The organism is Thermomonospora umbrina, assembly GCF_003386555.1.
Classification (GTDB): domain Bacteria; phylum Actinomycetota; class Actinomycetes; order Streptosporangiales; family Streptosporangiaceae; genus Thermomonospora; species Thermomonospora umbrina.
Window position 1 is genome coordinate 2,505,948 of record NZ_QTTT01000001.1, and the last position, 23,535, is coordinate 2,529,482.

Genomic DNA, 23,535 nt, shown 5'->3' on the forward strand with positions numbered 1-23,535 from the left:
ACCCGCCGACCCGGGCAGCCGTTCTCCGCTGTCCCGGCATGCGTCATGCGAGCGGGAGGTCGGACTTGTGTGGGAACGCCTAGGAAGGCGGGTGTCGGCCGGCTAGGTTGGGCGGGTGGTGGGGACGGTTGCGGGACGGCTGGCGGAAGCGCGGCGGCGCCGGTTCGTGGGGCGGGCCGCGGAGATCGAGTTGTTGCGCGCGGCGTTGGCGAAGCCCGATCCCGACTTCACCGTGCTGTACGTGTACGGGCCCGGCGGGATCGGGAAGACCGCGCTGCTCGGGGCCCTCGCGCAGGTCGCCTCCGAGCACGGCTTGGAGCCCGTACGGCTGGACGGCCGGTCCGTCGAGCCGGTGCCGTTCACGCCGGAGCCCCGACAGGGCCGGCTGGTCCTGCTGATCGACACGTACGAGGCGCTCGCCCCCTTGGACGGGTGGGTTCGGGAGACGCTGGTCCCGAGCCTGCCCGAGGACGCGGTGGTCGTCCTGGCGGGGCGGTCCCCGCCGGATGGGGGCTGGTACTCCGACCCGGCCTGGCGGGATCTGTTGCGGGTCGTACGGCTGGGCGAGTTGTCGGCTGCGGACGTTCGGGACTTCGCCAGGGCCGCCGGGCTGCCCGAGGCGCTGCACCGCAGGCTCGCCGAGGTGACCCACGGGCATCCGCTGGCGCTGGTCCTGCTCGCGGACGTGCTGGCGACCTCGCCCGGCGCGGACGTCGGGTTGACCGACGCGCCCGACGTCGTGGGGCGGCTCGTCGAGTGCTTCATGGCCGACGCGCCCGGCGACCGGCACCGGCAGGCCCTTCAGGTGTGCGCGCACGCCCGGTTCACCACGGAACAGTTGCTGCGGGCGGCGCTGGGCGACGATGCGGGCGGGCTGTTCGCCTGGCTGCGCGGTCTGCCGTTCGTGGAGCACGGCCCGTTCGGGATCTTCCCGCACGATCTGGTGCGCGACGTGGTCCGGGCCGACCTGCGGTGGCGGGACCCGGCGGGCTTCACGGAGATGCACCACCGGATCAGGGACCACCTCCTGGCGCACGTCCGCACCACCGAGGGGCGGGAGCAGTACCGCTGGGTGATCGACGTCTGCTTCCTGATCCAGGCCAACCCGCTGGCCGCCGAGTTCTGGGACTGGGACCGGCTCGGCTCGGCCGCCTATCTGGACCTGGCGGGCCCCGCCGACCGGGCCGCGATCCTGGAGCTGGCCGCCCGATACGAGGGGCCCGAGGCGGCGGCGCTGCTCGACGGATGGCTGGATCGTCCCGGCGCGGTGGCGGCGGTGTTCCGCGGGCCCGACAGCTTCGGGTTCTCGCTGGTCCTGCGGCCGCGCGAGATGAGCGAGGAGGATCTCGCCTTCGATCCCGTCGTCGCCGCCGCCTGGCGGTACGTCCGGGAATGCGGGCCGCTGCGGGCGAACGACGAGGTGGTGCTCGCCCGGTTCTTCATGGACCGCGACCACTACCAGGGCCCGTCCGCGACCCGGAACACGGCGATGATCCGACAGATCCAGCGGCTCATCGCCAGCCCCGACCTGGCGTTGGACTTCGTCTGCGCCTTCACGGGAGACGTGGACCGATCCGAGTCGCTGTTGTCGCACCTCGGCTACCGACGCCTGCCCGAGGTGGACGTGCAGGTGGGGGCGGTCCGCTACAGCGCGTTCCTGCGGGACTGGCGGGGCCGGACGGTGCGGAGCTGGCTGGACATGGTGGGCGAACGGGAGGTCGGCCTGAGCGCCCCGGTCGTCCCCTGGACGCCGCCGCTGTCGCGACGGGAGTTCGCCGAGGCGGTGCGGCGGGCGCTCCGGCATCTCCACGCGCCGGACCGGCTGGCGACCAGCCCGCTGCTGGACTGCCGGCTCGCGGACGACCCGGCCGGGCTCCGCGACGCGTTGCGGCGGGCGATGGAGGACCTGCGCGGCGAGCAGGTGTTCCCCGTCCTCGACCGGACCTATCTGCGGGCCGCCCAGACCCAGGAGCGGGCCGCCGAGGCGCTCTCGATGTCGTTCAGCACGTACCGGCGGCATCTGGCGCGCGGCATCGCGCGGCTCGTGGACGTGCTGTGGTCCCGCGAGCTGAATGACCAGTGAATGACCTGTTGCGTGAGCAGTTCTCGCGCCGAGCATGTCCCTCACCCGAGGTGAGGAGTGAGGGATGCTGCGAAGAACGTTCGCCGTGGTGCTGTGCGCCCTGCTGGTCGTGGTGACCGCGGGACGGGCCCTGGCGCTGCCCGATGCCGTCGTCCATCTGGACACCGGAGCCGTGCGCGGTGTCGCCGCGCACGACCACCGGGCGTTCCTCGGGATCCCGTACGCACGGCCGCCGGTGGGCGCGCTGCGGTGGCGCGCCCCGGAGCCCGCCGAGCCGTGGACGGGCGTGCGGGACGCGACCGCCTTCGGCGGCAAGTGCGCGCAGCCCGCGACCAGCTTCGACGGCCTCATCGACAACGAGGACTGCCTGAACCTCAACGTGTTCACCCCGGCGAGGCGGGCGGACGCGAACCTGCCGGTGATCGTCTGGCTGCACGGCGGCAGCTACGCGTTCGGGGACGGCAACGTCGACGCCGGCGCGATGGCGGCCGCGGCCGGCGCGGTCGTGGTCACCCTCAACTTCCGGCAGGGCGCGTTCGGCGTCCTCGCGTTGGAGGCGCTGCGGGCCGAGAACCCCGCCCTGAACCACGGCGTCCAGGACCAGCAGGCGGCGCTGCGCTGGGTGCAGCGGAACATCGGCGTCCTCGGCGGCGACCGCACCCGGGTGACGCTCATGGGCCAGTCGTCCGGCGGGGGCGCGACCTGCTCGAACATCGCCTCGCCGGCCGCCGCCGGGCTGTTCCACCGGGCGGTCCTGATGAGCTCCTCGGTCTGCGGCACGGAGCAGAGGTACGGTGTCACGCTCGACACCGCCCGGCAGACCGGAGAGGCGTACGCGTCGAAGCTCGGCTGCCCGGCCGGGCCCGGGCAGCTCGACTGTCTGCGCGGCAAGAGCGCCCGCGAGCTGGTCGAGGCGGCCCCGTTCACCGAGGACGCCCAGATCCCGTTCCTGTTCCCGCCGATCCTCGACGGTGTGGTCATCCCCGCCCCGCCCGTCGCGATGATCAAGTCGGGCGCGGTCCCGCGACGGCCCGTCCTGGCCGGGTTGATGGACGACGAGGGCTACCTGTTCGCCGCGCTCGGGCTCAAGGTCCAGACCGGGGTCGTCCCCACCGAGGAGGACTACCGAAGGCTCATCACGGCCTTCGCGGGCCCCGGCGGCGCCGTCATCCTCGCCCTCTACCCGTCGCTCCGCTACGGATCACCGCTCAAGGCGATGAGCGCGCTGATGGGCGACATGATGTTCGGATGCGGCACCCGCCACGGCCTTCAGCAGCTGTCGCCTCTCGCTCCGACCTACGCCTACCTCTTCGAGGACCCGCAGGCGCCCCCGGTCGTTCCCGGCCTCGCCCGGGGCTCCACCCACGCGGCTGAACTGATCTACCTCTTCGGGCCCCGCTCGCCTCTCCTCGACCCGGGGCAGCAGGAGCTGGCAGGTCGCTTCCTGCGCCATCTGGGCACCTTCGCGGCCACGGGCGACCCGGCGGACTGGCCCAGGTACGACCGGCTGGGACAGCGGATCCTCCGATTCCGACCGGGCACGGCCGGAGGCACCCACGGCTTCGGCCACCTCTACGTCAAGCACCGGTGCCACATCTGGGACCTGCTCGGCAGCTTCATCGGAACGTAGGAGGTCGGCGTGCTCAACGGTCGAGGTCCCTCACGTACTCGATGGCCTCGACCACCGCGTCCGGTGAGAGCATCGCGACCGACGGGAGCAGCGCGGTGGCCGGGGCGTTGAGCAGCACCGAGGCGACCAGGTGCTTGGCGCGCAGCGGGTCGATGCCGTCGATGACGGGTCGGAGGGTGAACGCGGCCATGGGAGAGTCGACGGTCGAGCGGGTGATCGCCTCGGCCCGCTCGATCCGTCCGGCCTTCACCAGCGCGTTCACCACGTCGCTCAGCGCACCCACCCGGTCCGGGGAGTGGGGGATGGAGCGGGCGACGGCCTCGGCCCGCTCCAGATCGCCGACGCCCACCAGCGCTTCGACCACCTCCGCCAAGGCGTACGACCGGCTGTAGGGGTTGTCGAGGGAGCGGGCGAGGGTCTCGGCCTCGGCGACGACTTCGGTGGCCCGCTCGACCTGCCCTGCCTTGGCCAACGTGTTCGCCGTGTGGCTCAGCGCACTCGCCCTGGCGGAGGGCTCTTCGAGGGAACGGGCGATCGCCTCCGCTCGTCCCAGCTCCTCGACACCCGCCAGCGCGTTCGCCACACCGCCCAACGCGCCGTCGTGAAGATAGGGATCTTCGACGGAACGGGCGACGGCCTCGGCTTCGGCGACCACTTCGACGGCCCGCTCCCCGCACCCGGCCTTCACCAACGCGTCCGCCACACGAACCAGCGCGTGCGCCCGGTGATAGCGGCCGTCGATGGAGCGGGCGACGGCCTCGGCTTCGGCGACCACCTCGACGGCCCGCTCTCCGCTCCCGGCCTCCACCAACGCGTGGACCACTCGGCACAAGGCGCTCGCCCGCGCCTGGAGGTCGGCGATGGAACGGGCCACGACCTCCGCCCGTTCCACGTCCCCGACGCGCACCAGTGCGTTGACCACCTCCTCCAGCGCGTAAGCGCGGCGACCGGGGTGGGTGATGGAACAGACACCGCTCTCGGCCTCGGCGATCACGTCAACGGCCCGCTCGACCTCCCCGACCTCCACCAGCGCGGCGACCACGGGGCGCAGCGTGTCCGTCCGGTCATGGGGGTCGGCGTCGGTTCGGGCGACGACCTCGGCTTCGGCGGCGATCTCGACGGCCCGCTCGACCTGCCCGGCCTCGACCAGACCACGGACGAGGTCGCCCAGTGCGGCCGCCCGATGCCGGGGGTCGGTGATGGAACGGGCGACGGACTCCGCCCGTGCCGGCTCCCTGACGGTCACCAGCGCGGGAACCACGGCTCGCAGGACGAACGGCCGGTCCAGGGTGTCGGGGACGGAGCGGCCGACGGCCTCGGCTTCGGCGGCGACGTCGACGGCCCGCTCCAGCTCGCCGGCCGCCGCCAACGCGGTGACCACTTCGCGCAATGCGCTCGACCGGCCATGAAGGTCGGGGACCGAACGGGCGACCACCTCAGCCCGCTCCGAGTCCCCGAGCCTCGTCAGCGCGCGAACCACCTCCACGAGGGCATGGCCCTGGTTCACGGCGTCGGCGACGGATCGGGCGACCGCCTCGGCTTCGACCGCGACCTCCGCCGCCCGCTCGACCCGTCCGGCCTTCGACAGCGCGATGGCCACATCGCTCAGCGCATCCGCACGGCTCCGGGGATCGGGGATGGCGCGCGCGATGGACTCGGCCTCGACGGCCACCTCAGCGGCCCGTTCGGCCCGACCGGCCCCCGCCCACGCGATCGCCACCTTCCCGAGCACGTGCGGATCGGCGAGGGATCGGGCGACGGCCTCCGTCTCCGCGGCGACCTCCGCCGCCCGCTCGGTCCGCCCGGCCGCCACCAGGGCCGGTACCACGCCGCAGAGTGCGACGGCCTGGTAGTCGAGCTCGGTGATGGAACGGGCGACGGACTCCGCCCGTGCCGGCTCCCTGACGGTCACCAGCGCGTCCACCACCTCTCTCGGCACGTTCGCCCGGTAGTAAGGCTCGTTGATCGAGCGTGCGACGGACTCGGCCTCGACGGCCACCTCCACGGCCCGCTCGTCCTGCCCGATCTTCATCAGCGCCTCGGCCACCGAGCACAGCGCGGTGGTCCGGCGGGCGGGGGCGGTGATCGAGCCGGCGAGGGCCAGGGCGCGGTTGACGTTGCCGAGGAGGACCCAGGCGGCCGGAAGGCCGGGCGGGAGGTTGCTGTTGCGTCGGGCGAGGCGCTGTCGGGCCAGGCCGACGTGCAAGGCCGCGGAAAGGTCCGGGTCGGGTCGGTCGCGGATGTACTCCTGGACGGTGACGAGGTCGGCCATCGCCGCCCCGTCGCCCTTGCTGACGTCCAGCATCCGGTCCAGGCGTTCACGGTCGGTGACCAGGCGTCGCATGCGCGGCAGGTCGCCGTCCTTGTGGAGCAGTTGCAGGTAACCGCGAAGCAGGTACTCGGGTGTCCCCTGCGGCCAGCCGGCGTCGCGGTAGTGGTCGGCCCAGGCGTGGACGCGTTCCCGCCATGCCCGGGTCTCGGCGGGGCGCAGGGACCGCAGCACGCCCTGGACCAGCTCCTCGTGAGCCAGCACCAGGAGCTCGCCGCCCTCGCCGTCGGTCCACTGCGGGTCACGGCCGGTGAACGAGCGGCCGGTGACCCCGTGGAGGACGCGTTCTACCTCGCCCACCGGCTCCTCGGTGAGTTCGGCCAGATCCCGGCCCGACAGGCCGCCGCCCGCCGTCACCAGCAGTCCGAGCAGGTCACGGCCCAGCCCGCCGCCGTCCAGCAGGTCCGACAGCTCGCGCTCGGCGGCGGCCCGGAACGCGACCGCCCGGTCGGAGGGCCGCAGGGGCCGGATGATCGCCGGGTCGCGGAGCGGATGCCAGTCCGGAACGTCGGCGGGCACCGGCGGGTTCGGGCGTCCCGAGACCACGACGCGCACCCCGTCGGGGGGCCTGCCGGGCAGCAGGGCGGCGATGCTGTGGGCGTCCGCGCCGCGCCGCACGCCCCGATCCTCGTCCAGCCCGTCGACCACCAGCGCCAGTCGGCATCCGGCCGCCGCGCACTCGCTCGCCGCCTCGTCCAGCAGTTGCAGGAACCACTGCTGCCGATTGGACTCGGTCAACACGTCGGGGAGCGCCTGGCCGGTCAGCTCCGCCAACTGCTCCAGCAGCGCCGCCAGGAAGGCCGCGCGGTCGCTCTGCCCCGCCAGACGCGCGGTGATGAAGAAGGACACCACCCGTACTCCGGCCGGCGGATTCTGCACGAAAGACGCCATCAACGCGGACTTGCCGGCCCACGCCGGGGCCTGCCACCACGCATAGGCGGGCCCTTGAGAACGGGTGCAGAAATCCGCCAGCTCTTCCAATTCCGCTCGGCGGTCCTTCAGTTCTCCCGAGAAGATCTGCTCGACCTGTCGCGCATACGCCGAACGCGCGGGACCCGGCCCGGGCGTCCCATAGAAGTTGTTCTGGATGCCGGTGTTGACGATCGCGCCGTCACCGCCGGCGGCGTCGCCCGACCGACGGACCCGCCCCCACCACGATCGGCCGGTCAACGGGACTCCACACCGCTGTTGGCCTCCCCACCTTCGGCGTCGCCCGTGCGGTCCACCCGCACGTCGTCCGGCAGCGGGCCGCCCGCCGACAGCCCCGTGTTCGCCCTGCCGCCGGGCCCCGCCGTCGCCCGGCCCGTCCGGGACACCCGGACGCCTCCACGAGCCCCGGCGACCGCCGGCAGGCCCGCCCAGACCGCGACACCCACCGCGGCGACCCCGGCCAGGGCCGACACGGCGGTCGCGATCTTGTTCGCGTCGTCCCACCGCAGCACCAGGAACACGACCGCCAGCACCGCCGCCGCGACACCCGCCACCACCAGCGCCACCCGGCCACCGTTCATGCCGGCATCATCGCTCAAGATCACCTCAGGCCGCCACACACTCCCCGCGACCGGGGGGCATCGGCATCGACGGTACGAACCGCCCGCCGGCGGACGCACCCGCCCGGCCGACGACTCCCCCCACCGCCGATCGGCTGTGACCTGCGACAACATCACCAAGGACGGCCCGTTCCGGGCGGATGTCGTCCCGCCCCGGCGGCCCGGTCGGAACGATTTCGGTCCTCCCGAACCGCCGCACCACGCGGATCGCCCGAGGACGACGGGTGTTCACTGTGGAAAATCCCAGTCCGCACACCCTCCCCCGGTCGGTGACCGTGGTGGTAGGCATGGGCCATGGCTGTAAAGGACAAACGAGCGACGGCCGACAAAGAACTCGGCCTCTACAACATCAACCCGTGGGAGGCCTCCGGTCTCGGCGAAGAAGTCGAGCAGTACTTCCAGCACGGGATCACGCTGGAACCGGGCGCCACCGTCATCGACCTCGGTGCCAACATCGGCGTGTTCTCCGCCCACGTCCACCGGATGCTGAACGGCGATATGCGCGGCTTCGCGTGCGAACCCCTGCCCCCCATCTACGCCACCCTCGAGAAGAACGCGCGCGAGCGGCTCGGCGGCAAGGTGACCGCACTCCCTTATGGCGTCTCCTCGCGGGACGAGGAACTGGAGTTCAACTACTTTCCGAAGTTCACCGTCCTGTCCTCCATGTACCGCGGCAACCGCAGCCTGGCGGAGGAGAAGGAGTACATGACGACGGTCGTCACCGACTTCATCAAGGGCGGCCACGGCGGTCGCCCGCTGATCAGGCGGCTCCCCAGGTTCGTCATCCGATGGGGTGTCGACTTCCGGATGCGCGCGCTGGGCAACATGCAGAAGCACCGGGTGCGGGTCCGGCCGCTGTCGGACATCATCGACGAGCACGACATCGACCGCATCGACCTCCTCAAGATCGACGTCGAGGGCGCCGAGACCGAGGTGCTGCGGGGCATCGAGGAGCGCCACTGGCCGCTGATCCGGCAGGCGGTCCTCGAGGTGGAGGGCTGGGCGGCCAACCACGCGATCGTGGAGGAGTTCTTCACCTCGCACGGCTTCAAGGTGATCGCCGAGGAGGCGCCGGTGGAGTCCGCGGACATCGGCATGGTGTTCGCGTTCGCGCAGTCGCCCGCCGCCTGACCCGCTCGCACGACGATGAAGGACGGCCCGCCGGCCGTCGCCACAAGGGACCGGGTGGGTAGGGTGGCGGCATGGTGGGCGACCTGACCTGGGTCGAGGTCGACGGCGCGCCGGATCTGCTGGCGGAGCCGGTGGCCGCGGCCGTCAAGGACGTGCCGGGCGCGCTGGTGGCGGCGATCGACCCGGACCTGGCCGATACGGCGGCGTTCTGCGCTCGGTACGGCGTCCCGCCGGAGGCCAGTGCGAACTGCGTCATCGTGGCGGCCAAACGCGGCGGGGAGATCGCCCACGCCGCGTGCCTGGTGCTCGCCACCGACAGGGCGGACGTCAACGGCGTGATACGCCGCGACCTCGGCGCCCGCAAGGTCTCGTTCGCCCCGATGGACGAGGCGACGTCGCTGACCGGCATGGAGTACGGCGGCATCACCCCGATCGGGCTCCCGGAGGGCTGGCCGATCCTCGTCGACGAGGCGGTCCTCGCCGCTCCCGAGGTGGTCGTGGGCAGCGGCCTGCGCCGGTCGAAGCTGCTGGTGCCGGGCGGGTCGCTGGGAACGCTCCCGGGCGCGCGCCGCGTGGCCCTCGCGCTGCGCCGCTGACGAACGGTCGCGGCGCGGCGGCGAACGGGCGACCGCAGACCCACCGCGCCGTTCTCCCGCCGGCGCGAGCACCCGGCCACCGACACGAACGGCTCGGCGCCGTGATCGCGCCGCCGCACCGGCCCGGGGTCTCGCCGGCCGCGCGTCGGGCCCCGTCAGGCCGAGTCGGCCTGTCCGGCGGCCAAGGCGGGGAGGGCGGGAGCGGGGGTGGCCGGGCGGTGGTCGTGCGGGATGAGGCCGAGTCGCAGGGCCGCCATCAGGGCCTGGATGCGGTTGGTCGCGCCGAGCTTCTCGTAGATGCGGGCGGTGTAGGTCTTGGCGGTGGAGTGGCTGAGGTGGATGTTCCGCGCGATCTCGGCGATGGACAGGCCCTGGATCAGCAGGGCCAGCACCTCGCGTTCGCGGGGGCTGAGCAGCTCGCCCTGGCGACGGCGTTCGAGGGCGGCGGCCAGGCCCGAGGCGGTGAACGAGGCGGGCGCCACCGCGGCGTGCCGAATGGCCGCGACGATCTCCTCGGCGGGCGCCGCCTTGGTGACGTAGGCCGAGGCCCGCGCCTCCATCGCGCGGAACAGCGCGTCGTCGTGGCCGGGGGCTCCCAGCACCACCACACCCACGCCGGGTCGCCGTTCACGGAGCGCGGCGGCCAGCCGCAGCCCGTCGCCGTCGGGCAGGGCGGCGGCCAGCACCACGACGTCCGGGTCGGCCGCGACCAGACCGGCCATCGCCTCGGCGGCCGTCGCCATCTGGGCGACCAGCCTGATGTCGGCGTGGGATTCGGCGATGCGCGCCAGGCCATGGCGGCAGAGGGTGTGCGCGTCGACGACGACGAGGCGGATGCCCACGGGACCTCCCGAAGGGGACGGCCGTGCCGGACCCGGGCAGGGGGCCGGGTCCGGAGCGGGAAGGGGGCGCGAGCTGGGGTGGTTCGCGATCCAGAACCTAACACGCGGACATCCCGGACGGACCCCCCGTTTTGGCCGTTTCCAAACTGATACCCGCAGGTCAGGGGCGAGTTTTCCGCAGCCGGCTGACAAAAACACCCCCAGCGGGGAGGCACTTCCCCACACCCGTGGGCCCGCTGTCGGCCGAACGGGCGACATGTCGTCCGTTCGGCTGGTTTTTACCGTCCGTTCGGACACTGGCCGTATCCGCCGGGCCGTCCCCAAGCTGGACCCCCATCGACGGCGCGCCGGCATCGGGCCCCGTCGACCATCTCACGCCGTGAAGGGTCATCATGATCAACAACGCGCTGTTGAAGGTCCTGGCACATCTGCAGTCCCGGATGGCCGACGACTCCGATCGTGGCGCCACGATGGTCGAGTACGGCCTGCTCGTGGGGGTCGTCGTCATCATCATCGCCGGTGGTGCGGTGACGTTCGGCAACACCATCTCCACATGGTTCTCCACGGTGGCCGGCGAGATCACCGGTTTCGGCTCGCCGTGAGCCGGGCGGCGGGCGGGAGGAGGCGGCCCCGCCCGCCCAGGGGGGACCGAGGCGCCTCGGCCGTCGAGTTCGGGCTGGTGGTGCCGCTGATGATGCTGATCGTCTTCGCCACCGTCGACTTCGGACGGCTGATGTTCGCTCAGATCATCGTGACCCAGGCGGCCCGTGAGGGCGCGCGGGCCGCCGCGGTGACCGGTTCCGAGGACGCCGTCGACACTCGCGTGAACCTCGCCGCCGAACCGCTCAGCGGGGTCACCGCCGGCTGGTCGGGCCCCTGTCCACCCGACGCGACGCCGACGGTCACGGTCTCGGTGAGCGTCGTCTACAGCTTCGACTTCGTGCTGCTGCCGATGGGTGACATCAGTCTGACCAGCAGAGGTGTCGTGCAATGTCAGGGTTGAGGCCCTCGTTCGCCCGGCGTCGGAGATGCCGTGGCGAGGAGGGCGCCGTCCAGGTGCTCTTCGGTCTCCTGGTCGCCTGCGGGATGCTGCTGGCGATGTTCGCCGTCGTCGTGGACGGCGGACGGATCTACATCGAGCACTCCGAACTGCGCGGCGGGGCCGACGCGGCCGCGACCGCCGTGGCGCGGAGCTGCGCCGAGGGCGCGTGCGACGTGTCCACCGGCGCCGACGGCGTCGCCCGGCGGCTCGCCGTCGGCAACGCCCGCGACGGTGCGGCGGCCGTCGCCCGGATCTGCGGCCGGGGACCCGGCCTCGCGCCCTGCCCCGCCTCCGGCGGGGAGCGCCTGACGAGCTGTTCCGGTCCGCCTCCGGCGACGGGCGTGTACGTGGAGGTGGTCACCGAGACCCGACTCCCGGACGGCACCACGGTGCTGCCACCGGTCGTCGCGGGCTCGGTGTTCGGCACCTATGACGGGACCAGGGTGACGGCCTGCGCCCGCGCCACCTGGGGCGGGGCTCGGCAGGTCGACGAGGTCTACCCGTTCATGATCTCCGAGTGCGCCTGGGAGCGGGCCACCGCGAACGGCAAGGAGTACACCGAACCGCCCTCCCCGACCTGGGACCCTCCGGACAGCGAGGAGGACGTCATCTTCGGCCGTTCCACGGACTGCGACCATCCACCGTCGATCGAGGGCGACTTCGCCGTGCTCCCGGGGTCCAGTTGGGATTGCTCGGTTCCCATGGCTACGGGCGAGCGACTGATCGCGGTCCCGGGGCACAAGCTCCTGTCCGGCCTGCTCGCGCTGGCCTGCCAGCTCGGCAGCATCGTGGACTTCATTCCGCGTGCGCTCCCCGGCTCGCGCATCCTGCCGGAGGTGGTGCACGTGCCCATCTACGACGACGACGTCGAGGTGATCGACGGCCCGATCAAGCAGTACAGGTACACCGTCTTGGGCTTCGCGGCGTTCGAGCCCACGGCGCTGAGCTTCCTGTGGCTGCCCCTGCCCTCTTGGCGCACCCTGCTGAACTGCGTCCTGCGGTGGCCGTGCATGCGGGGGTTCTTCACCAGGCAGGCGCATACCGGGCCGATCGTGCCCGGACAGGCGAACTACGGCGTGAGTGCCGTACGGCTCTCGGGATGACCGGGACCACTGGATTTCGAGGGGGGCCGCGGTGAGGCGGCGACTTTTCCCGATGGTGCTGGCCCTGGTGCTGGCCGCCATCGGCACGGCACTGGTCTTCGCGTACGTGCAGGGGGCCGACCGAAGAGCGCTGGCGGGCCATCGCGCGGTCGACGCACTGGTGGCGGCCAAGGCGATCCCCGCCGGCACCCCCGCCTCCGACCTGCGGCGGAACGGCTGGGTGCGGTCGGTGCGGATGCCGGCCTCGGCGGTCCCCGACGACCTGGTGACCACCATCGACGGCGGGCTGGAGGACCTGGTGGTCGGCTCGGCGATCGGCCTCGGACATCTGATCCGCAAACCGTTGCTGGTCCCCCGGGGCCGGTCGCAGGGGTTCGCGGTGCCGGAGGGCAAGCTCGCGCTGACGGTGGCGTTGACCGACCCGCAGCGGGTCGCCGGGTACGTGACGGCGGGCTCCGAGGTCGCCGTGTTCGTGGCCACCAAGCTGCTGGACTCCCGGGGCAAGCCGCTCGGCGAGGCCACCGGGGCCCGGATGCTGATGGCGGACATCGAGGTCCTGTCCATCGGCCCGGCCAAGGCCAAGGAGAAGGACGCCGCGTCGGTCGACCCCCAGACGCTGGTCACGGTGGCCGTCACCCAGCGGGAGGCGGAGAAACTCGTCTGGGCCACCGGCGCTCAGCAGTCCGGCCGGGGCAACGCCCTCTATCTGGCCCTACAGACCGATTCCACGAGGCTGGACACCAACAGTCCGGGAGTCTCCAGCTTCACGTTCGCCAAGTAGCCGCAAGGGAGGGTTCCATGCCAGTCATCTGCGATCCCGACGCGGCGACCGCCCGTCGGCTGTCCGCCGCGTTCCGCGGTCACGGCCGGGCGTTCGCCGAGCTCGACGCCGTGGAGCAGGCGCTCGCGTCCGACCCCGGTGAGTTCGTGGTCGTCCTCGGGCCCCATGTCGACCTGCCGGGCGCGCTGGCGTTCGCCGGGGCCCGCCGGATGGACCGTCCCGCGCTGGCCGTGATCCTGGTCCGGGAACGGCTGGAGGTCGACGTGCTCGCGGAGTCGATGCGGGCCGGCGTCCGCGAGGTGGTGCCCGACCGCGACTTCCCCGCCCTGATGGAGGCGTGCCGGCGCGGCTGGGAGGTGGCCGGGCGGCTGTGGGCGGCCGAACGCGAACGGGACCGGGCCGCCGCGCCCGCCGAGAAGGGCCGGGTGGTCGTCGTGTTCGCCGGCAAGGGCGGCTGCGGCAAGTCGATGGTGTCGACGAACCTGGCCGTGTCGCTGGCCGCGCGGGGCGGCTCGGCCTGCCTGGTCGACCTGGACCTGGCGTTCGGCGACGTCGGCATCATGCTGCGCGCCGACCCGCACCGAACGATCGTGGACGCGGTCCCGATGGCCGGTCACATGGACGAGACGGGTGTGGAGTCGATGCTGGTGCGCCATCCGTCCGGGGTGCGGGCGGTGCTGGCCCCGGTCACGCCGGGCGAGGCCGAGAAGATCTCCGGGAAGCTGGTCACCGAGCTGCTGTCGGTGCTGAGCCGGATGTTCGACACCGTGGTGGTCGACACGTCGCCGCAGTTCAGCGAGCAGGTGTTGGCCGCCCTGGACGCGGCGGACCGCCAACTGCTGATCGCCACCCCGGAGGTCACCGCGCTGAAGGGGCTGCGGGTGACGCTCGGCATGTTGGAGCTGCTGGGTTACCCGGCGGACGCGCACGCGGTCGTCCTCAACCGGGCCGACGCCAAGGCGGGGCTGTCGCAGGCCGACATCGACCGGGTGGTGGGCCGCCCGATCGCCGCGCACGTCCCCACCAGCCCGGACGTGCCCGCCTCGATCAACCGGGGCGTGCCGCTCGTGCAGGACGATCCGCAGCATCCGGTCAGCCGCGCCATCGCCGACCTGGCGCAGCGGCTGACCGCCGGAGCGGAGCAACCCGCGATCGCCGCGCCGGGCCGCCGGGGCCTGCGGCGGAAGGCGAGGAGCCGATGAGCACCCTCGGCGAACGGCTGGCCCGCCGTCAGCACGAGACGGGCCGGGAGGCCGGGACCGACCTCGTGCCCTCGGCCCATCGGCGGTCGACCCGGCCCCGTGACCCGTTCGCGGCACTCAAGCGGCGGGTCCACCAGTCGTTGATCGACACGCTGGGCCCGGGCCTGTACGAGGCCGATCTCGGCGCCGTCGAGCTGGAGCAGAAGGTCCGCGCCACCCTCCAGGTGGTGCTGGAACAGGACGACACCCCGATGACGGTGGCCGACCGCACCCGGGTGGCGCAGGAGGTCGCCGACGAGATCCTGGGGCTCGGGCCGCTGGAGCCGTACATGAACGATCCCGAGGTCTCGGAGATCATGGTCAACGGCCCCGGCCAGATCTACGTGGAGCGCGGCGGCAGGCTGAGCCTGGCGGGCGCGGCGTTCGCGGGAGAGGGCAGCCTGCGGCGCACCATCGAGAAGATCGTGGCCCGGGTCGGGCGGCGGATCGACGAGTCCAGCCCCATGGTCGACGCGCGGCTCCCCGACGGCAGCCGGATCAACGCCGTCGTGCCGCCGGTGGCGCTGGACGGGTCGCTGCTGACGATCCGCAAGTTCGCCGCCGAGCCGCTGACCGTGCACGACCTGGTGGCGTACGGGACGCTCACCCCGCATGTCGCCGAGCTGATCGCGGCCTGCGTCCGGGGACGGCTGAACATCCTCATCACCGGCGGGACCGGCTCGGGCAAGACGACGACGCTGAACGTGCTGTCGTCGTTCATCCCGCCCGACGAGCGGATCGTCACCATCGAGGACTCCGCGGAGTTGCAGCTCCGGCAGGAGCACGTGCTCCGGATGGAGACCCGTCCGCCCAACATCGAGGACCGGGGCGAGGTGACCATCCGGGACCTGGTCCGCAACTCGCTGCGGATGCGGCCCGACCGGATCATCGTCGGCGAGGTCCGCGACGGGGCCGCGCTGGACATGCTCCAGGCGATGAACACCGGCCACGACGGCTCGCTCACCACCCTGCACGCCAACGCCCCGCGGGAGGCGATGGCCCGGCTGGAGACCATGGTCCTGATGTCGGGCATGGACCTGCCGGTCCGCGCCGTCCGGGAGCAGGTCGCCGCCGGCATCGACCTGGTGGTCCACCAGGCCAGGCTCAGGGACGGGTCGCGGCGGGTCACCCATGTCACCGAGGTCTCCGGCATGGAGGGCGATGTGATCACCTTGCAGGACCTGTTCACGTTCGACATGCGGGCGGGGACCGACGCGTCGGGCCGGGTGGGGCTGCTGCGTCCCACCGGGCTGCGTCCCCGGTTCCTGGACCGGCTGCTCGACCTGGGGATCGTGGTCTCGCCCGAGGTCTTCGGCCACGGCAGGGCCGGCTGGTGAACACGGGCACGGGCGGCGACGAGACCCTGCTGCTGGCGGGCCTCGCGGCCTGTTTCGTCGCGGTGGCGCTGCTGGTCGTCGCGGTGGCGTCCCTGTCCAGGGCGGGCTCGGCCCCCGATTGGGCGAGGCGGATCGACCGTTACCGCGCCTCACGCGACGACGACGAGGCTCCCGGCGAACGTCCGCATCCGGCCCGCCGGGCCCTGGCGGCCGGGGAGTGGACGGTGCGGTCCGGCGAGATGGAGGACCGCGTGGCGCACCGCCTGGACCAGGCGGGCATGTCGCTGCGCCCGCACGAGTGGGTCCTGGTGCGCGTCGGTGTGACGCTGGTCCTGGCCGTGGCGGTGACGCTGCTGAGCGGCGCCGCGTTCGGCGGGCTGCTCGGGGCGCTGCTCGGCTGGCTCGGCACCCGCGCCTACCTGGCGTCCCGTACACGGCGGCGGCTCACCGCGTTCTCCGACCAGCTTCCCGGCGCGCTGGCGCTGGTGGCGGGCTCGCTGCGGTCGGGGTTCACGGTGTCGCAGGCGCTGGAGCGACTGGCCCGCCAGGACCTCCAGCCGCTGGGCGCGGAGATGTCCCGGGCGGTGGCCGAGACCCGGCTCGGGGCGTCCGTCGAGGACGCCCTCGACAAGGTGGCCGACCGGATGGTCTGCCCCGACCTGAGCTGGATCGTGCTGGCCGTCCGCATCCAGCGCGAGGTGGGCGGCAACCTGGCGGAGGTGATCGACACCACCGTGGAGACGATGCGGGAACGGACCCGGCTGCGCCGCCAGATCCGCGCGCTGTCGGCGGAGGGGCGGCTGACCGCGTACGTGCTCATCGCGCTGCCGGTGGTGCTGGCCGCGTTGATGATGCTGATGCGCCCCGACTACATGCGCCCGCTGTTCACCGAGCCGCTGGGGGTGCTCATGCTGGTCGCCGGCGTGGTGGCGCTGCTCGTGGGCTGGGTGTGGATGAGCCGGGTCATCAAGGTGGAGGCCTGACATGCCGAACCCGCTGCTGCTCGCCGGACTGTCGGCGCTCGGCTCGGCGATCTTCATCGTGGTGCTGCTGGTCGTCCGGGACCGGTCCGAGCCGCAGGGCGTGGCCGGGATGGTCGCGGCGATCGAGAAGGACTACGCCGGTCGCGCGCGCCCCGGCGAGCGGAACGGCGGGCGTCTCGGCCCCCCGGTCATGCTGGCGCTGCGGCTGCTGGCCGAACGGCTGGTGCCCAGCGACTCGGGCGTTCGCCTGCAGCGCCGCCTCGACGCGGCGGGCAACCCCGCCGGCTGGACGCCGGAACGCGTGCTGGCCTACAAGGGGCTCGGACTCGTCCTGGCGGGGATGGTCTTCGGGCTCGTGGCGCTGGGCGACGGGGTGGGCGGCGCGCTGCTGCTGGGCTTGGTGGGAGCGGTCATCGGCTTCTTCCTGCCGGACGTCCTGCTGTACAACGCGGCGCTGCGCCGGCGGGACGCCATCGTCCGGGAGCTGCCCGACGTGCTGGACCTGCTGTGCGTCAGCGTGGAGTCCGGGCTGGGGTTCGACGCCGCCCTGCATCGGGTCGCGCACAGCACCGGCGGGCCGCTGGCCGGGGAACTGGTGCGGGCCCTGCAGGAGGTCCAGATCGGCAAGTCCCGCGAGGAGGCGCTGAGCGCGCTCGCCGCCCGGGTGGCGGTGGAGGACCTGCACGCGTTCGTGGCGGCGCTGGTGCAGGCCGCCGAGCTGGGCGTCCCCATCGGGAACGTGCTGCGCGAGCAGGCCAGGGAGATGCGGGTCAGGCGGCGGCAGCGCGCCGAGGAGGCCGCCCAGAAGGTCGCCGTCAAGATCACCTTCCCGGTCGCGCTGTGCATCCTGCCCGCCTTGTTCATCGTGGTGCTCGGGCCCGGGATCCTGAGCATCATGTCCAGTTCGCTGTTCTGACGGCGCGGTGCCGCGGACCGTCCGAGGAGGGGGCCGACATGGAGTGGGTCGAACGCATCACCCGGATCCGCCGGTGGACGCGCGGCGGGGAGCGCGACCCGAACAAGTCCCTGCTGCTGCTGTTCGCCCTCGGCAAGATGCGTCGGGAGGGTTACGCGCCGCTGCGCTTCCGCGACGTGGAGAAGCCGCTGTCGGCGCTGCTCACCGCGTTCGGGCCGCCGAAGCCCGCGCACCCGGGCGTGCCGTTCCACCATCTGGCCGGGGACGGCCTCTGGGAGGTGATGACCGCGACCGGGGCTCCGCCGCCGGGCCCCGACCCCGGGGCGCTGCGGGCCCACGACACCGTCGGGCGGCTCACCCCCCGGTTCGCCGAGGCGCTGTTGGGCGACCGGGCCATGTTCGCCCGTGCGGTCGGCACCCTGCTCGACCTGAACTTCGAGCCGTCCCTGCACGACGACCTGCGGTCCGAGACCGGTCTGCCCCCCGGGCCGGCCGGGACGCCCTACGCCGATCCGCCGCCCGGCCGTTCGCCGGCGGACATGATGCTGCGGCAGAAGACCCTGGTCGCCTACGAATGCCGGTGCGCGTTCTGCGGATACGAGGGCTGGATCGGCGACTCCGTCGTCGGTCTGGAGGCGGCCCGGCTGCGCTGGCGCTCCTTCGACGGGGTCGACGACCTCACCAACGCACTCTGCCTGTGCACCCTCCACCATCGGCTCCTGGACCGCGGCGTGCTGAGCCTCACCAGCGGCGGCGTCATCCTGGTGTCCCGCCATTTCGTCGGTGCCACCCCCACGGCCCGCACGCAGGTCCTGGCCCTCGCGGGCCGCGTCGTCCAACGCCCCTTGGCCGGTCTGCCGGCCCCCAGCCCCCGCAACACCGACTGGCACACCCGTCAGGTCTTCCGCACCCCCGCGCACCGCCTCTGACCCGCCGGCGGCTTCGTTCACATCCGGTTCGCAGGGTGGTTCGTACGGTGCCTCGCATGATGAACAGACCCCTTGCGATGGTGGCGGCGGTGGCGTTGGCGGGCGTTCTGGGCGCGTGCACCGGAGACGGTGACGCTCCCGGGACCGTGGCGGCGCGGTGCGATCCGCGGCTCGACGCGGCGTTCCGTACGTGGGCGCGGGCCGGTTTCAGCGGCTCGATCGCGATCTCGACCGGCGGGCGTTCGGTCTGCCTGGCGGCGTACGGGTCGGCGAACGACGCCGACGGGACTCCGAACACCGTCGACACCGTGTTCGCCATCGGGTCGGTCACCAAGGCGTTCACCGCGGCGGCCGTTCTGGAGCTCGTGGAGGACGGCCGGCTCGCGCTCGACGATCGGGCGGGCGACCTGCTGCCCGAGCTGACCGGGCCGGCCGCCGAGGTGACGGTCCGGCGGCTCCTGCTGCACACGAGCGGGCTGAGCGGGTCGCACGGCGAGGACCATCGGCCGCTGGACCGTGCGGCGGCGCTCGCCGCGATCTCGGGGCTGGAGTCGGCGTTCCGGCCGGGGTCCGGGTACGCGTACTCCAACGCGGGCTACACGCTGCTGGCGCTGATCATCGAGAAGGCGTCCGGGACGACCTACCGGCGGTACACGGCGTCGAGGACGCTGCGACTGCCCGACGGCCGGATCGCGGGCGGCTTCTGGGACGGCCGACCGGCTCCGACCGGGCCCCGGGCCGTCGGCCACCTCGACGGGGGTCGACCGGGCGCGCGGGGCGACTTCGCCGGGCCGCACTGGGCGTTGGACGGCAACGGCGGGCTCGCGATGACGGCCGGTGACCTGGCGGCGTGGACGTACGCGCTGTTCACCGGCCGCGTGGTGTCGGCGGAGTCGGTCGAGACCCTCACCAGGCCGGGATACGACCATGGGAAGGGACGGTCCGAAACACCGGGATGGGTGGCGCACGACGCGTCCGTCCACGGCACGCCGTTCCTGACGACCGCCGGCGGAGGGGGCGACGTGGGCCATGACGTCGTCGTCGCGTGGGTGCCCGAAGGGCGACGCGTGATCGTGATGGCGTCCAACAAGCCCAAGGTGTCCGCCGAGTCCCTGCTGGCGAAGGTGGGGCCCGCGCTCCTCGCCGGCAAGCCGCTCCCCACGCCCCACGTGCCGAACGGGGCCGGTGCCGGGGCCCGCCCCGGAAAGTACGGGTCGAAGGCCGGAGGCACGTTCGACGTGACCGCCACGGGCCATCGCATCACCGTCACCGCCACCGGGATCGACACGGTGACGGCGCTGTTCCCGCCGAGCGGCGGTGTTTCGGCGGCCGACTTCCGGGCGAACGAGCAACGCGTGCTCGCTCTGCTCAACGGGCGCACCGAGGAGGGGCGCAAGGAGCGCGCGACGCTCGAACGCGATTTCGGGCCCCTTCGCCGTGTGGCCCTCGCCGGCACCCTGTTCCGGGACGGGGACGTCCGCACCTACGTCACCCTCATGGCGGGGACGAAGACGATCATCGGCTGGTACTCGCTCGACGCGGAGGGCGGCGTCGGCGCGGCCGAGGTCCCCGCCGCGCCGCCCGCGCTGACCCTCGTCCCGGACGGCGCTGGACGCTACCGGCCGGACGACCCGACGGGCACCGGTCCCGCCGTGACCGTGGAGTTCCGGAACGGGCGCATGACGCTCACCGGGCCCGGCGGCACGACCGTCGCCGAACCGGCCGGCTGACGGGTTGACTGGCACCCATGCGGATCCTGCTGATCGAGGACGATCCCGACCTCGCCGACGTGGTCGCCCTCGGCCTGCGCAACGAGTCGTACGCGGTCGACGTGGCCTCCACCTACTCCTGCGCGGAGGAGCTGCTGCGGTCGACCGCCTACGACGTCGCGTGCTTCGACCTGGGCCTGCCCGACGGTGACGGGTTGGAGCTGCTCGGCCGGCTGGAACTCGATCCGGAGCTGCGCCGGCCGCGCCGCACGCTGGTGCTGACCGCCCGCGACGCCGTGGCGGACCGGGTCGCCGGGCTCGACGCCGGCGCCGACGACTACCTCGTCAAGCCGTTCCACTTCGCCGAACTGACGGCTCGGGTGCGCGCGCTGAGCCGACGCGGCGACGGCCACGGGTCCACGCTGCGGGTCGGCGGGCTGACGCTGGACCTCACGACGCACCGGGCCTGGCGCGCCGACGCCGAACTCCGGCTGACGGCCCGCGAGTTCTCGTTGCTGCGCTACTTCATGCACCATCCCGGGCAGGTGCTGTCCGCCGAGGACCTGCTCGAACACGTGTGGGACGCCCACGCCAACCCGTTCACCTCGTCGGTCCGGGTCATCCTCAGCCGGCTGCGGCGCAAGCTCGGCGAACCGGCGCTGATCACGACGGTCGCCACCGTCGGCTACCGACTGGAGGCGGAGGCGTGACATCTCCGTGGGGGTCGTTGCGCGTGCGGTTGGCGCTGCTCGGCTTCCTGGCCATTTATGCACCGGCCCTGCTGCTGTTCGGCGTGGTCCTCGTGACCGACACCGAGACCGCCACGCAGACCACCACGGAGGCCTCGGTCGTGGAGGACGCCACAACCTCCCGTTCCGCGCCGGCGCTGTGGACGGTCGTCGCGCTCGGCCCCGCCGCCGCCGGTCTGGCCTGGTGGTGGGCGGGCCGGGCGGTCCGCCCGATCGACCGGGTGCGCGCGGTCGCCGACGACATCCAGGGCGCCGACCTGAGCCGTCGCATCGCACTGCGGCACGGCCCCACCGAGGTGGTGACGCTCGCGGCGAGCTTCGACGGCATGCTCGACCGCCTGGAGCGCGCCGCCGAGACGCAGCGACGGCTGATCGAGGAGACCAGCCACGAACTCCGCGTCCCGCTGGCGATCCTGGTGACCAACGCCGAGGTGCTCCTCGCCCACCCCGACCCCACCCTCGACGTCTACCGCCAGGGCCTGGAACGCTCGCGCTCGGCGGCCGTACGACTCAAGGCGGTGATGGACGAGCTCCTCGTCGACGCCCGTGGACGCGCCCGCACGATCGACCGACGACCCGTCGACCTGACGGCCATCGTCCGCGCGGTCATCGACGACACCGCCGTGCAGGCCACCGCCAAGGGCACCCCCCTGTCGGTCACCGGCCCCCCGACCGCCGTCTGCCCCGTCGACGAGCCCACCGTCCGCCGCGCCGTCCGCAACCTCGTCGACAACGCCATCCGACACACCCCCGCCGGCACCGAGGTCCACGTCACCGTCGAACTCACCGCCACCGAGGCGTCCGTCGAGGTGACCGACCACGGCCCCGGCATCCCCGCCGCCGACCGCTCCCGCGTCTTCGAACGCTTCTGGCGCGCCGACCCCGCCGTCCCCGGCACCGGCCTCGGCCTCGCCATCGCCCACCAGGTCGCCATCGCCCACGGCGGCACCCTCACCCTCACCTCCCCCACCCCCACCGGCACCGGCACCGGCACCGGCTCCACCTTCCGCCTCACCCTGCGCCGCTGACCGCCCCCCGAAGCGGCTCCTGTCCGGTCAGCGCAGACGGCGGCGGAGTTGGGCGGACAGGTCGGCCGAGGTGTCGCGGAGGGCTTCGGTGAAGGTTCGGCGCAGGTGTTCGTGCGGGGTGTCGGGGTGCTGGGCGATCGCGGTGGGCCGTACGGCGGCGGGGTGGTCGATGCGGACGAGGGCGATGGTCGGGGGGAGGGCCGGGGCGGCGAGGCCGGGGACGACGGTGACGCCGAGGCCGGCGGCGACGAGGCCGAGCTTGGCGACCCAGTCGCGGGCGATGAAGGCGATGTCGGGTCGCCGGGCGGCGTCGTTCCAGGCTCCCAGGAGCGTCGTGTCGGGTTCGGTGCTCGCGGTGATCCACCGCTCGTTCCGGAGCATCGCCGTGGTGACGCTCGCCTCGCCGGCGAGGGGATGGTCCGGTGGAACGGCGATGAGCAGGGGGTCGTCCACGAGCGGGATCAGCTCGACACCCTCCGGGGGGTGCCGGGGCCGGGTCACCACCGCCAGATCCAGACGTCCCCGCGCGACGGCGGTCAGCAGACGTGGACTCATGCCCTCGCGGAGCGGGACCTGCGCGTCGGGCCGCCCTTCCGTGAGGGCGGCGATCGCGCGCGGGACCAGCGCCGCCATGGCGGTGGAGAACGCCCCGACCCGCAGCCGCCCGGGCGGGCGGGTGTCGAGGTCGTGGAGGTCGTGGCGGGCGGCGTCGAGTTCGCCGAGGACCGTCTCGGCGTGCCGGAGGACGATCCGACCGGCGGCGGTCGGCTGCACGCCCCGCGCGTGCCGTTCGAACAGCGTCCGCCCGGCCGCCTGCTCCATGAGCGCGATCTGGCGGGAGACGGCGGACTGCGTGTAGCCCAGCCGATCGGCCGCCGTGGAGAACGAGCCGTGCCGGGCCGCCTCGCGGACCACGCGCAGACCCACGATCGTGAACTCACCCATGCGGAACACTCATATCAGATATGCGAGACAGTCGTTTGTGGCATGGCTGGGCCCCTGTCTAGCCTCGGCGTATGGGCACTGAGGAGAACAAGAAACTGGTCCGGGACGTCTTCGAACAGATGGCGCTGGGGAACACGCGGGCGATGAGCGACGCGATGTCCGACGACTTCCGATGGGTGTTCCCGGGGAACTGGTCCTGGTCGGGAAGCTGGGAGGGCAGGCGGGAGACCCTGGACGGCTTGCTGAGACCGCTCATGGCGCAGTTCACCGAGTACTGCAGCCGGGCGGACCTCATCATCGCCGAAGACGACCGCGTCGTCGTCCAAGCCCACTCCCGTGCCACCACCCGGCGCGGCGAGTCGTACGACCAGACCTACTGCTTCATCTTCCGCGTCGCCGACGGACGGCTCACCGAGGTGATCGAGCACTGCGACACGACCCTCGTCGAACGAGTCCTCCACCACCCCACCGCCCCACCCCCGCCGATCCCGACCCCCTGACGCCCACCCCCCAGCCCGGCAAGCCCCCACCACCCACCGCACCCACCCTCTCCGGGAACGACGCACTCGCCGCCACGGCACCACCCGACACGGCAACAGACGTCAGAGCCC

General features: G+C 72.9%; 21 protein-coding genes. 17 read left to right on the forward strand and 4 right to left on the reverse strand.

All coding sequences use genetic code 11. From position 1 onward, the window contains the following. Window positions 1–115 precede the first annotated feature (115 nt). Both DFJ69_RS11065 and DFJ69_RS11070 read left to right on the forward strand, forming a co-directional pair. Window positions 116–2,083, forward strand: coding sequence for an AAA family ATPase (locus DFJ69_RS11065; RefSeq protein WP_116022394.1), 1,968 nt, complete (start codon window positions 116–118; stop codon window positions 2,081–2,083). Between the two features lie 64 nt (window positions 2,084–2,147). Beyond that, window positions 2,148–3,713 carry a carboxylesterase/lipase family protein gene (locus DFJ69_RS11070; protein ID WP_116022395.1) on the forward strand — a complete coding sequence of 522 codons (1,566 nt, stop codon included), beginning with the start codon at window positions 2,148–2,150 and terminating at the stop codon, window positions 3,711–3,713. A 13-nt stretch (window positions 3,714–3,726) separates the two neighbouring features. On the opposite strand, the gene DFJ69_RS11075 is transcribed toward DFJ69_RS11070, so the two are convergent. Both DFJ69_RS11075 and DFJ69_RS11080 read right to left on the reverse strand, forming a co-directional pair. Continuing rightward, window positions 3,727–7,212, reverse strand: a complete 3,486-nt coding sequence (locus DFJ69_RS11075; protein WP_116022396.1) for a P-loop domain-containing protein — start codon at window positions 7,210–7,212, stop codon at window positions 3,727–3,729. Then, complete coding sequence (locus DFJ69_RS11080; protein ID WP_211328586.1) at window positions 7,209–7,553, reverse strand: hypothetical protein; 345 nt, start codon at window positions 7,551–7,553, stop codon at window positions 7,209–7,211. Before DFJ69_RS11080 ends, DFJ69_RS11075 begins: the two co-directional genes overlap by 4 nt. Before the next feature lie 333 nt (window positions 7,554–7,886). Here DFJ69_RS11080 and DFJ69_RS11085 point away from each other — a divergent pair, with 333 nt between their 5' ends. Continuing rightward, window positions 7,887–8,723 carry an FkbM family methyltransferase gene (locus tag DFJ69_RS11085; protein ID WP_116022397.1) on the forward strand — a complete coding sequence of 279 codons (837 nt, stop codon included), beginning with the start codon at window positions 7,887–7,889 and terminating at the stop codon, window positions 8,721–8,723. Window positions 8,724–8,794: 71 nt separating this feature from the next. Further along, window positions 8,795–9,319 carry a YbaK/EbsC family protein gene (locus DFJ69_RS11090; protein WP_116022398.1) on the forward strand — a complete coding sequence of 175 codons (525 nt, stop codon included), beginning with the start codon at window positions 8,795–8,797 and terminating at the stop codon, window positions 9,317–9,319. Between the two features lie 155 nt (window positions 9,320–9,474). Here DFJ69_RS11090 and DFJ69_RS11095 read toward each other — a convergent pair whose 3' ends face one another. Beyond that, window positions 9,475–10,161: a response regulator transcription factor gene (locus DFJ69_RS11095; protein WP_211328587.1), complete on the reverse strand. Its 687-nt coding sequence runs from the start codon at window positions 10,159–10,161 to the stop codon at window positions 9,475–9,477. Between the two features lie 392 nt (window positions 10,162–10,553). Here DFJ69_RS11095 and DFJ69_RS11100 point away from each other — a divergent pair, with 392 nt between their 5' ends. Genes DFJ69_RS11100 through DFJ69_RS11155 form a run of 12 tightly spaced genes read left to right on the forward strand, consistent with a single transcriptional unit; the run spans window position 10,554 to window position 21,979 of the window. Next, window positions 10,554–10,763, forward strand: a complete 210-nt coding sequence (locus DFJ69_RS11100) for a Flp family type IVb pilin (RefSeq protein WP_211328588.1) — start codon at window positions 10,554–10,556, stop codon at window positions 10,761–10,763. After that, window positions 10,715–11,164, forward strand: a complete 450-nt coding sequence (locus DFJ69_RS11105; RefSeq protein WP_116022400.1) for a TadE family protein — start codon at window positions 10,715–10,717, stop codon at window positions 11,162–11,164. The genes DFJ69_RS11100 and DFJ69_RS11105 overlap by 49 nt, the downstream gene beginning before the upstream one ends. Further along, a complete protein-coding gene (locus tag DFJ69_RS11110; RefSeq protein ID WP_116022401.1) occupies window positions 11,152–12,306 on the forward strand; it encodes a pilus assembly protein TadG-related protein in 1,155 nt (384 codons plus the stop codon). Before DFJ69_RS11105 ends, DFJ69_RS11110 begins: the two co-directional genes overlap by 13 nt. Window positions 12,307–12,337: 31 nt before the next feature. After that, window positions 12,338–13,087 (forward strand): Flp pilus assembly protein CpaB, encoded by a 750-nt coding sequence (gene cpaB, locus DFJ69_RS11115; RefSeq protein ID WP_147312270.1) that lies wholly within the window; start codon window positions 12,338–12,340, stop codon window positions 13,085–13,087. 17 nt (window positions 13,088–13,104) lie between these two features. Further along, complete coding sequence (locus DFJ69_RS11120; protein WP_116022403.1) at window positions 13,105–14,289, forward strand: CpaE/TadZ family protein; 1,185 nt, start codon at window positions 13,105–13,107, stop codon at window positions 14,287–14,289. Then, the gene (locus DFJ69_RS11125; protein ID WP_116022404.1) at window positions 14,286–15,665 is read left to right on the forward strand and encodes a TadA family conjugal transfer-associated ATPase; all 1,380 of its coding nucleotides are present in this window, start codon (window positions 14,286–14,288) and stop codon (window positions 15,663–15,665) included. Before DFJ69_RS11120 ends, DFJ69_RS11125 begins: the two co-directional genes overlap by 4 nt. Beyond that, window positions 15,662–16,648, forward strand: coding sequence for a type II secretion system F family protein (locus DFJ69_RS11130; protein WP_116022405.1), 987 nt, complete (start codon window positions 15,662–15,664; stop codon window positions 16,646–16,648). Before DFJ69_RS11125 ends, DFJ69_RS11130 begins: the two co-directional genes overlap by 4 nt. 1 nt (window position 16,649) lies before the next feature. Continuing rightward, a complete protein-coding gene (locus DFJ69_RS11135) occupies window positions 16,650–17,564 on the forward strand; it encodes a type II secretion system F family protein (protein ID WP_116022406.1) in 915 nt (304 codons plus the stop codon). Between the two features lie 38 nt (window positions 17,565–17,602). Continuing rightward, a complete protein-coding gene (locus DFJ69_RS11140) occupies window positions 17,603–18,493 on the forward strand; it encodes a phosphorothioated DNA-binding restriction endonuclease (RefSeq protein WP_116022407.1) in 891 nt (296 codons plus the stop codon). Window positions 18,494–18,549: 56 nt separating this feature from the next. Further along, window positions 18,550–20,223: a serine hydrolase domain-containing protein gene (locus DFJ69_RS11145; RefSeq protein ID WP_116022408.1), complete on the forward strand. Its 1,674-nt coding sequence runs from the start codon at window positions 18,550–18,552 to the stop codon at window positions 20,221–20,223. Between the two features lie 17 nt (window positions 20,224–20,240). Then, entirely contained in the window at window positions 20,241–20,912 is a 672-nt protein-coding gene (locus tag DFJ69_RS11150) for a winged helix-turn-helix domain-containing protein (protein WP_116022409.1), read from the forward strand. Beyond that, on the forward strand, window positions 20,909–21,979 hold the full coding sequence (locus DFJ69_RS11155) for a HAMP domain-containing sensor histidine kinase (RefSeq protein ID WP_116022410.1): 1,071 nt from the start codon (window positions 20,909–20,911) through the stop codon (window positions 21,977–21,979). The genes DFJ69_RS11150 and DFJ69_RS11155 overlap by 4 nt, the downstream gene beginning before the upstream one ends. A gap of 27 nt (window positions 21,980–22,006) precedes the next feature. On the opposite strand, the gene DFJ69_RS11160 is transcribed toward DFJ69_RS11155, so the two are convergent. Further along, entirely contained in the window at window positions 22,007–22,924 is a 918-nt protein-coding gene (locus DFJ69_RS11160; protein ID WP_116022411.1) for a LysR family transcriptional regulator, read from the reverse strand. Between the two features lie 71 nt (window positions 22,925–22,995). On the opposite strand from DFJ69_RS11160, the gene DFJ69_RS11165 reads away from it, so the two are divergent. Further along, a complete protein-coding gene (locus DFJ69_RS11165; RefSeq protein WP_116022412.1) occupies window positions 22,996–23,424 on the forward strand; it encodes a nuclear transport factor 2 family protein in 429 nt (142 codons plus the stop codon). The last annotated feature ends 111 nt before the right edge of the window (window positions 23,425–23,535 follow it).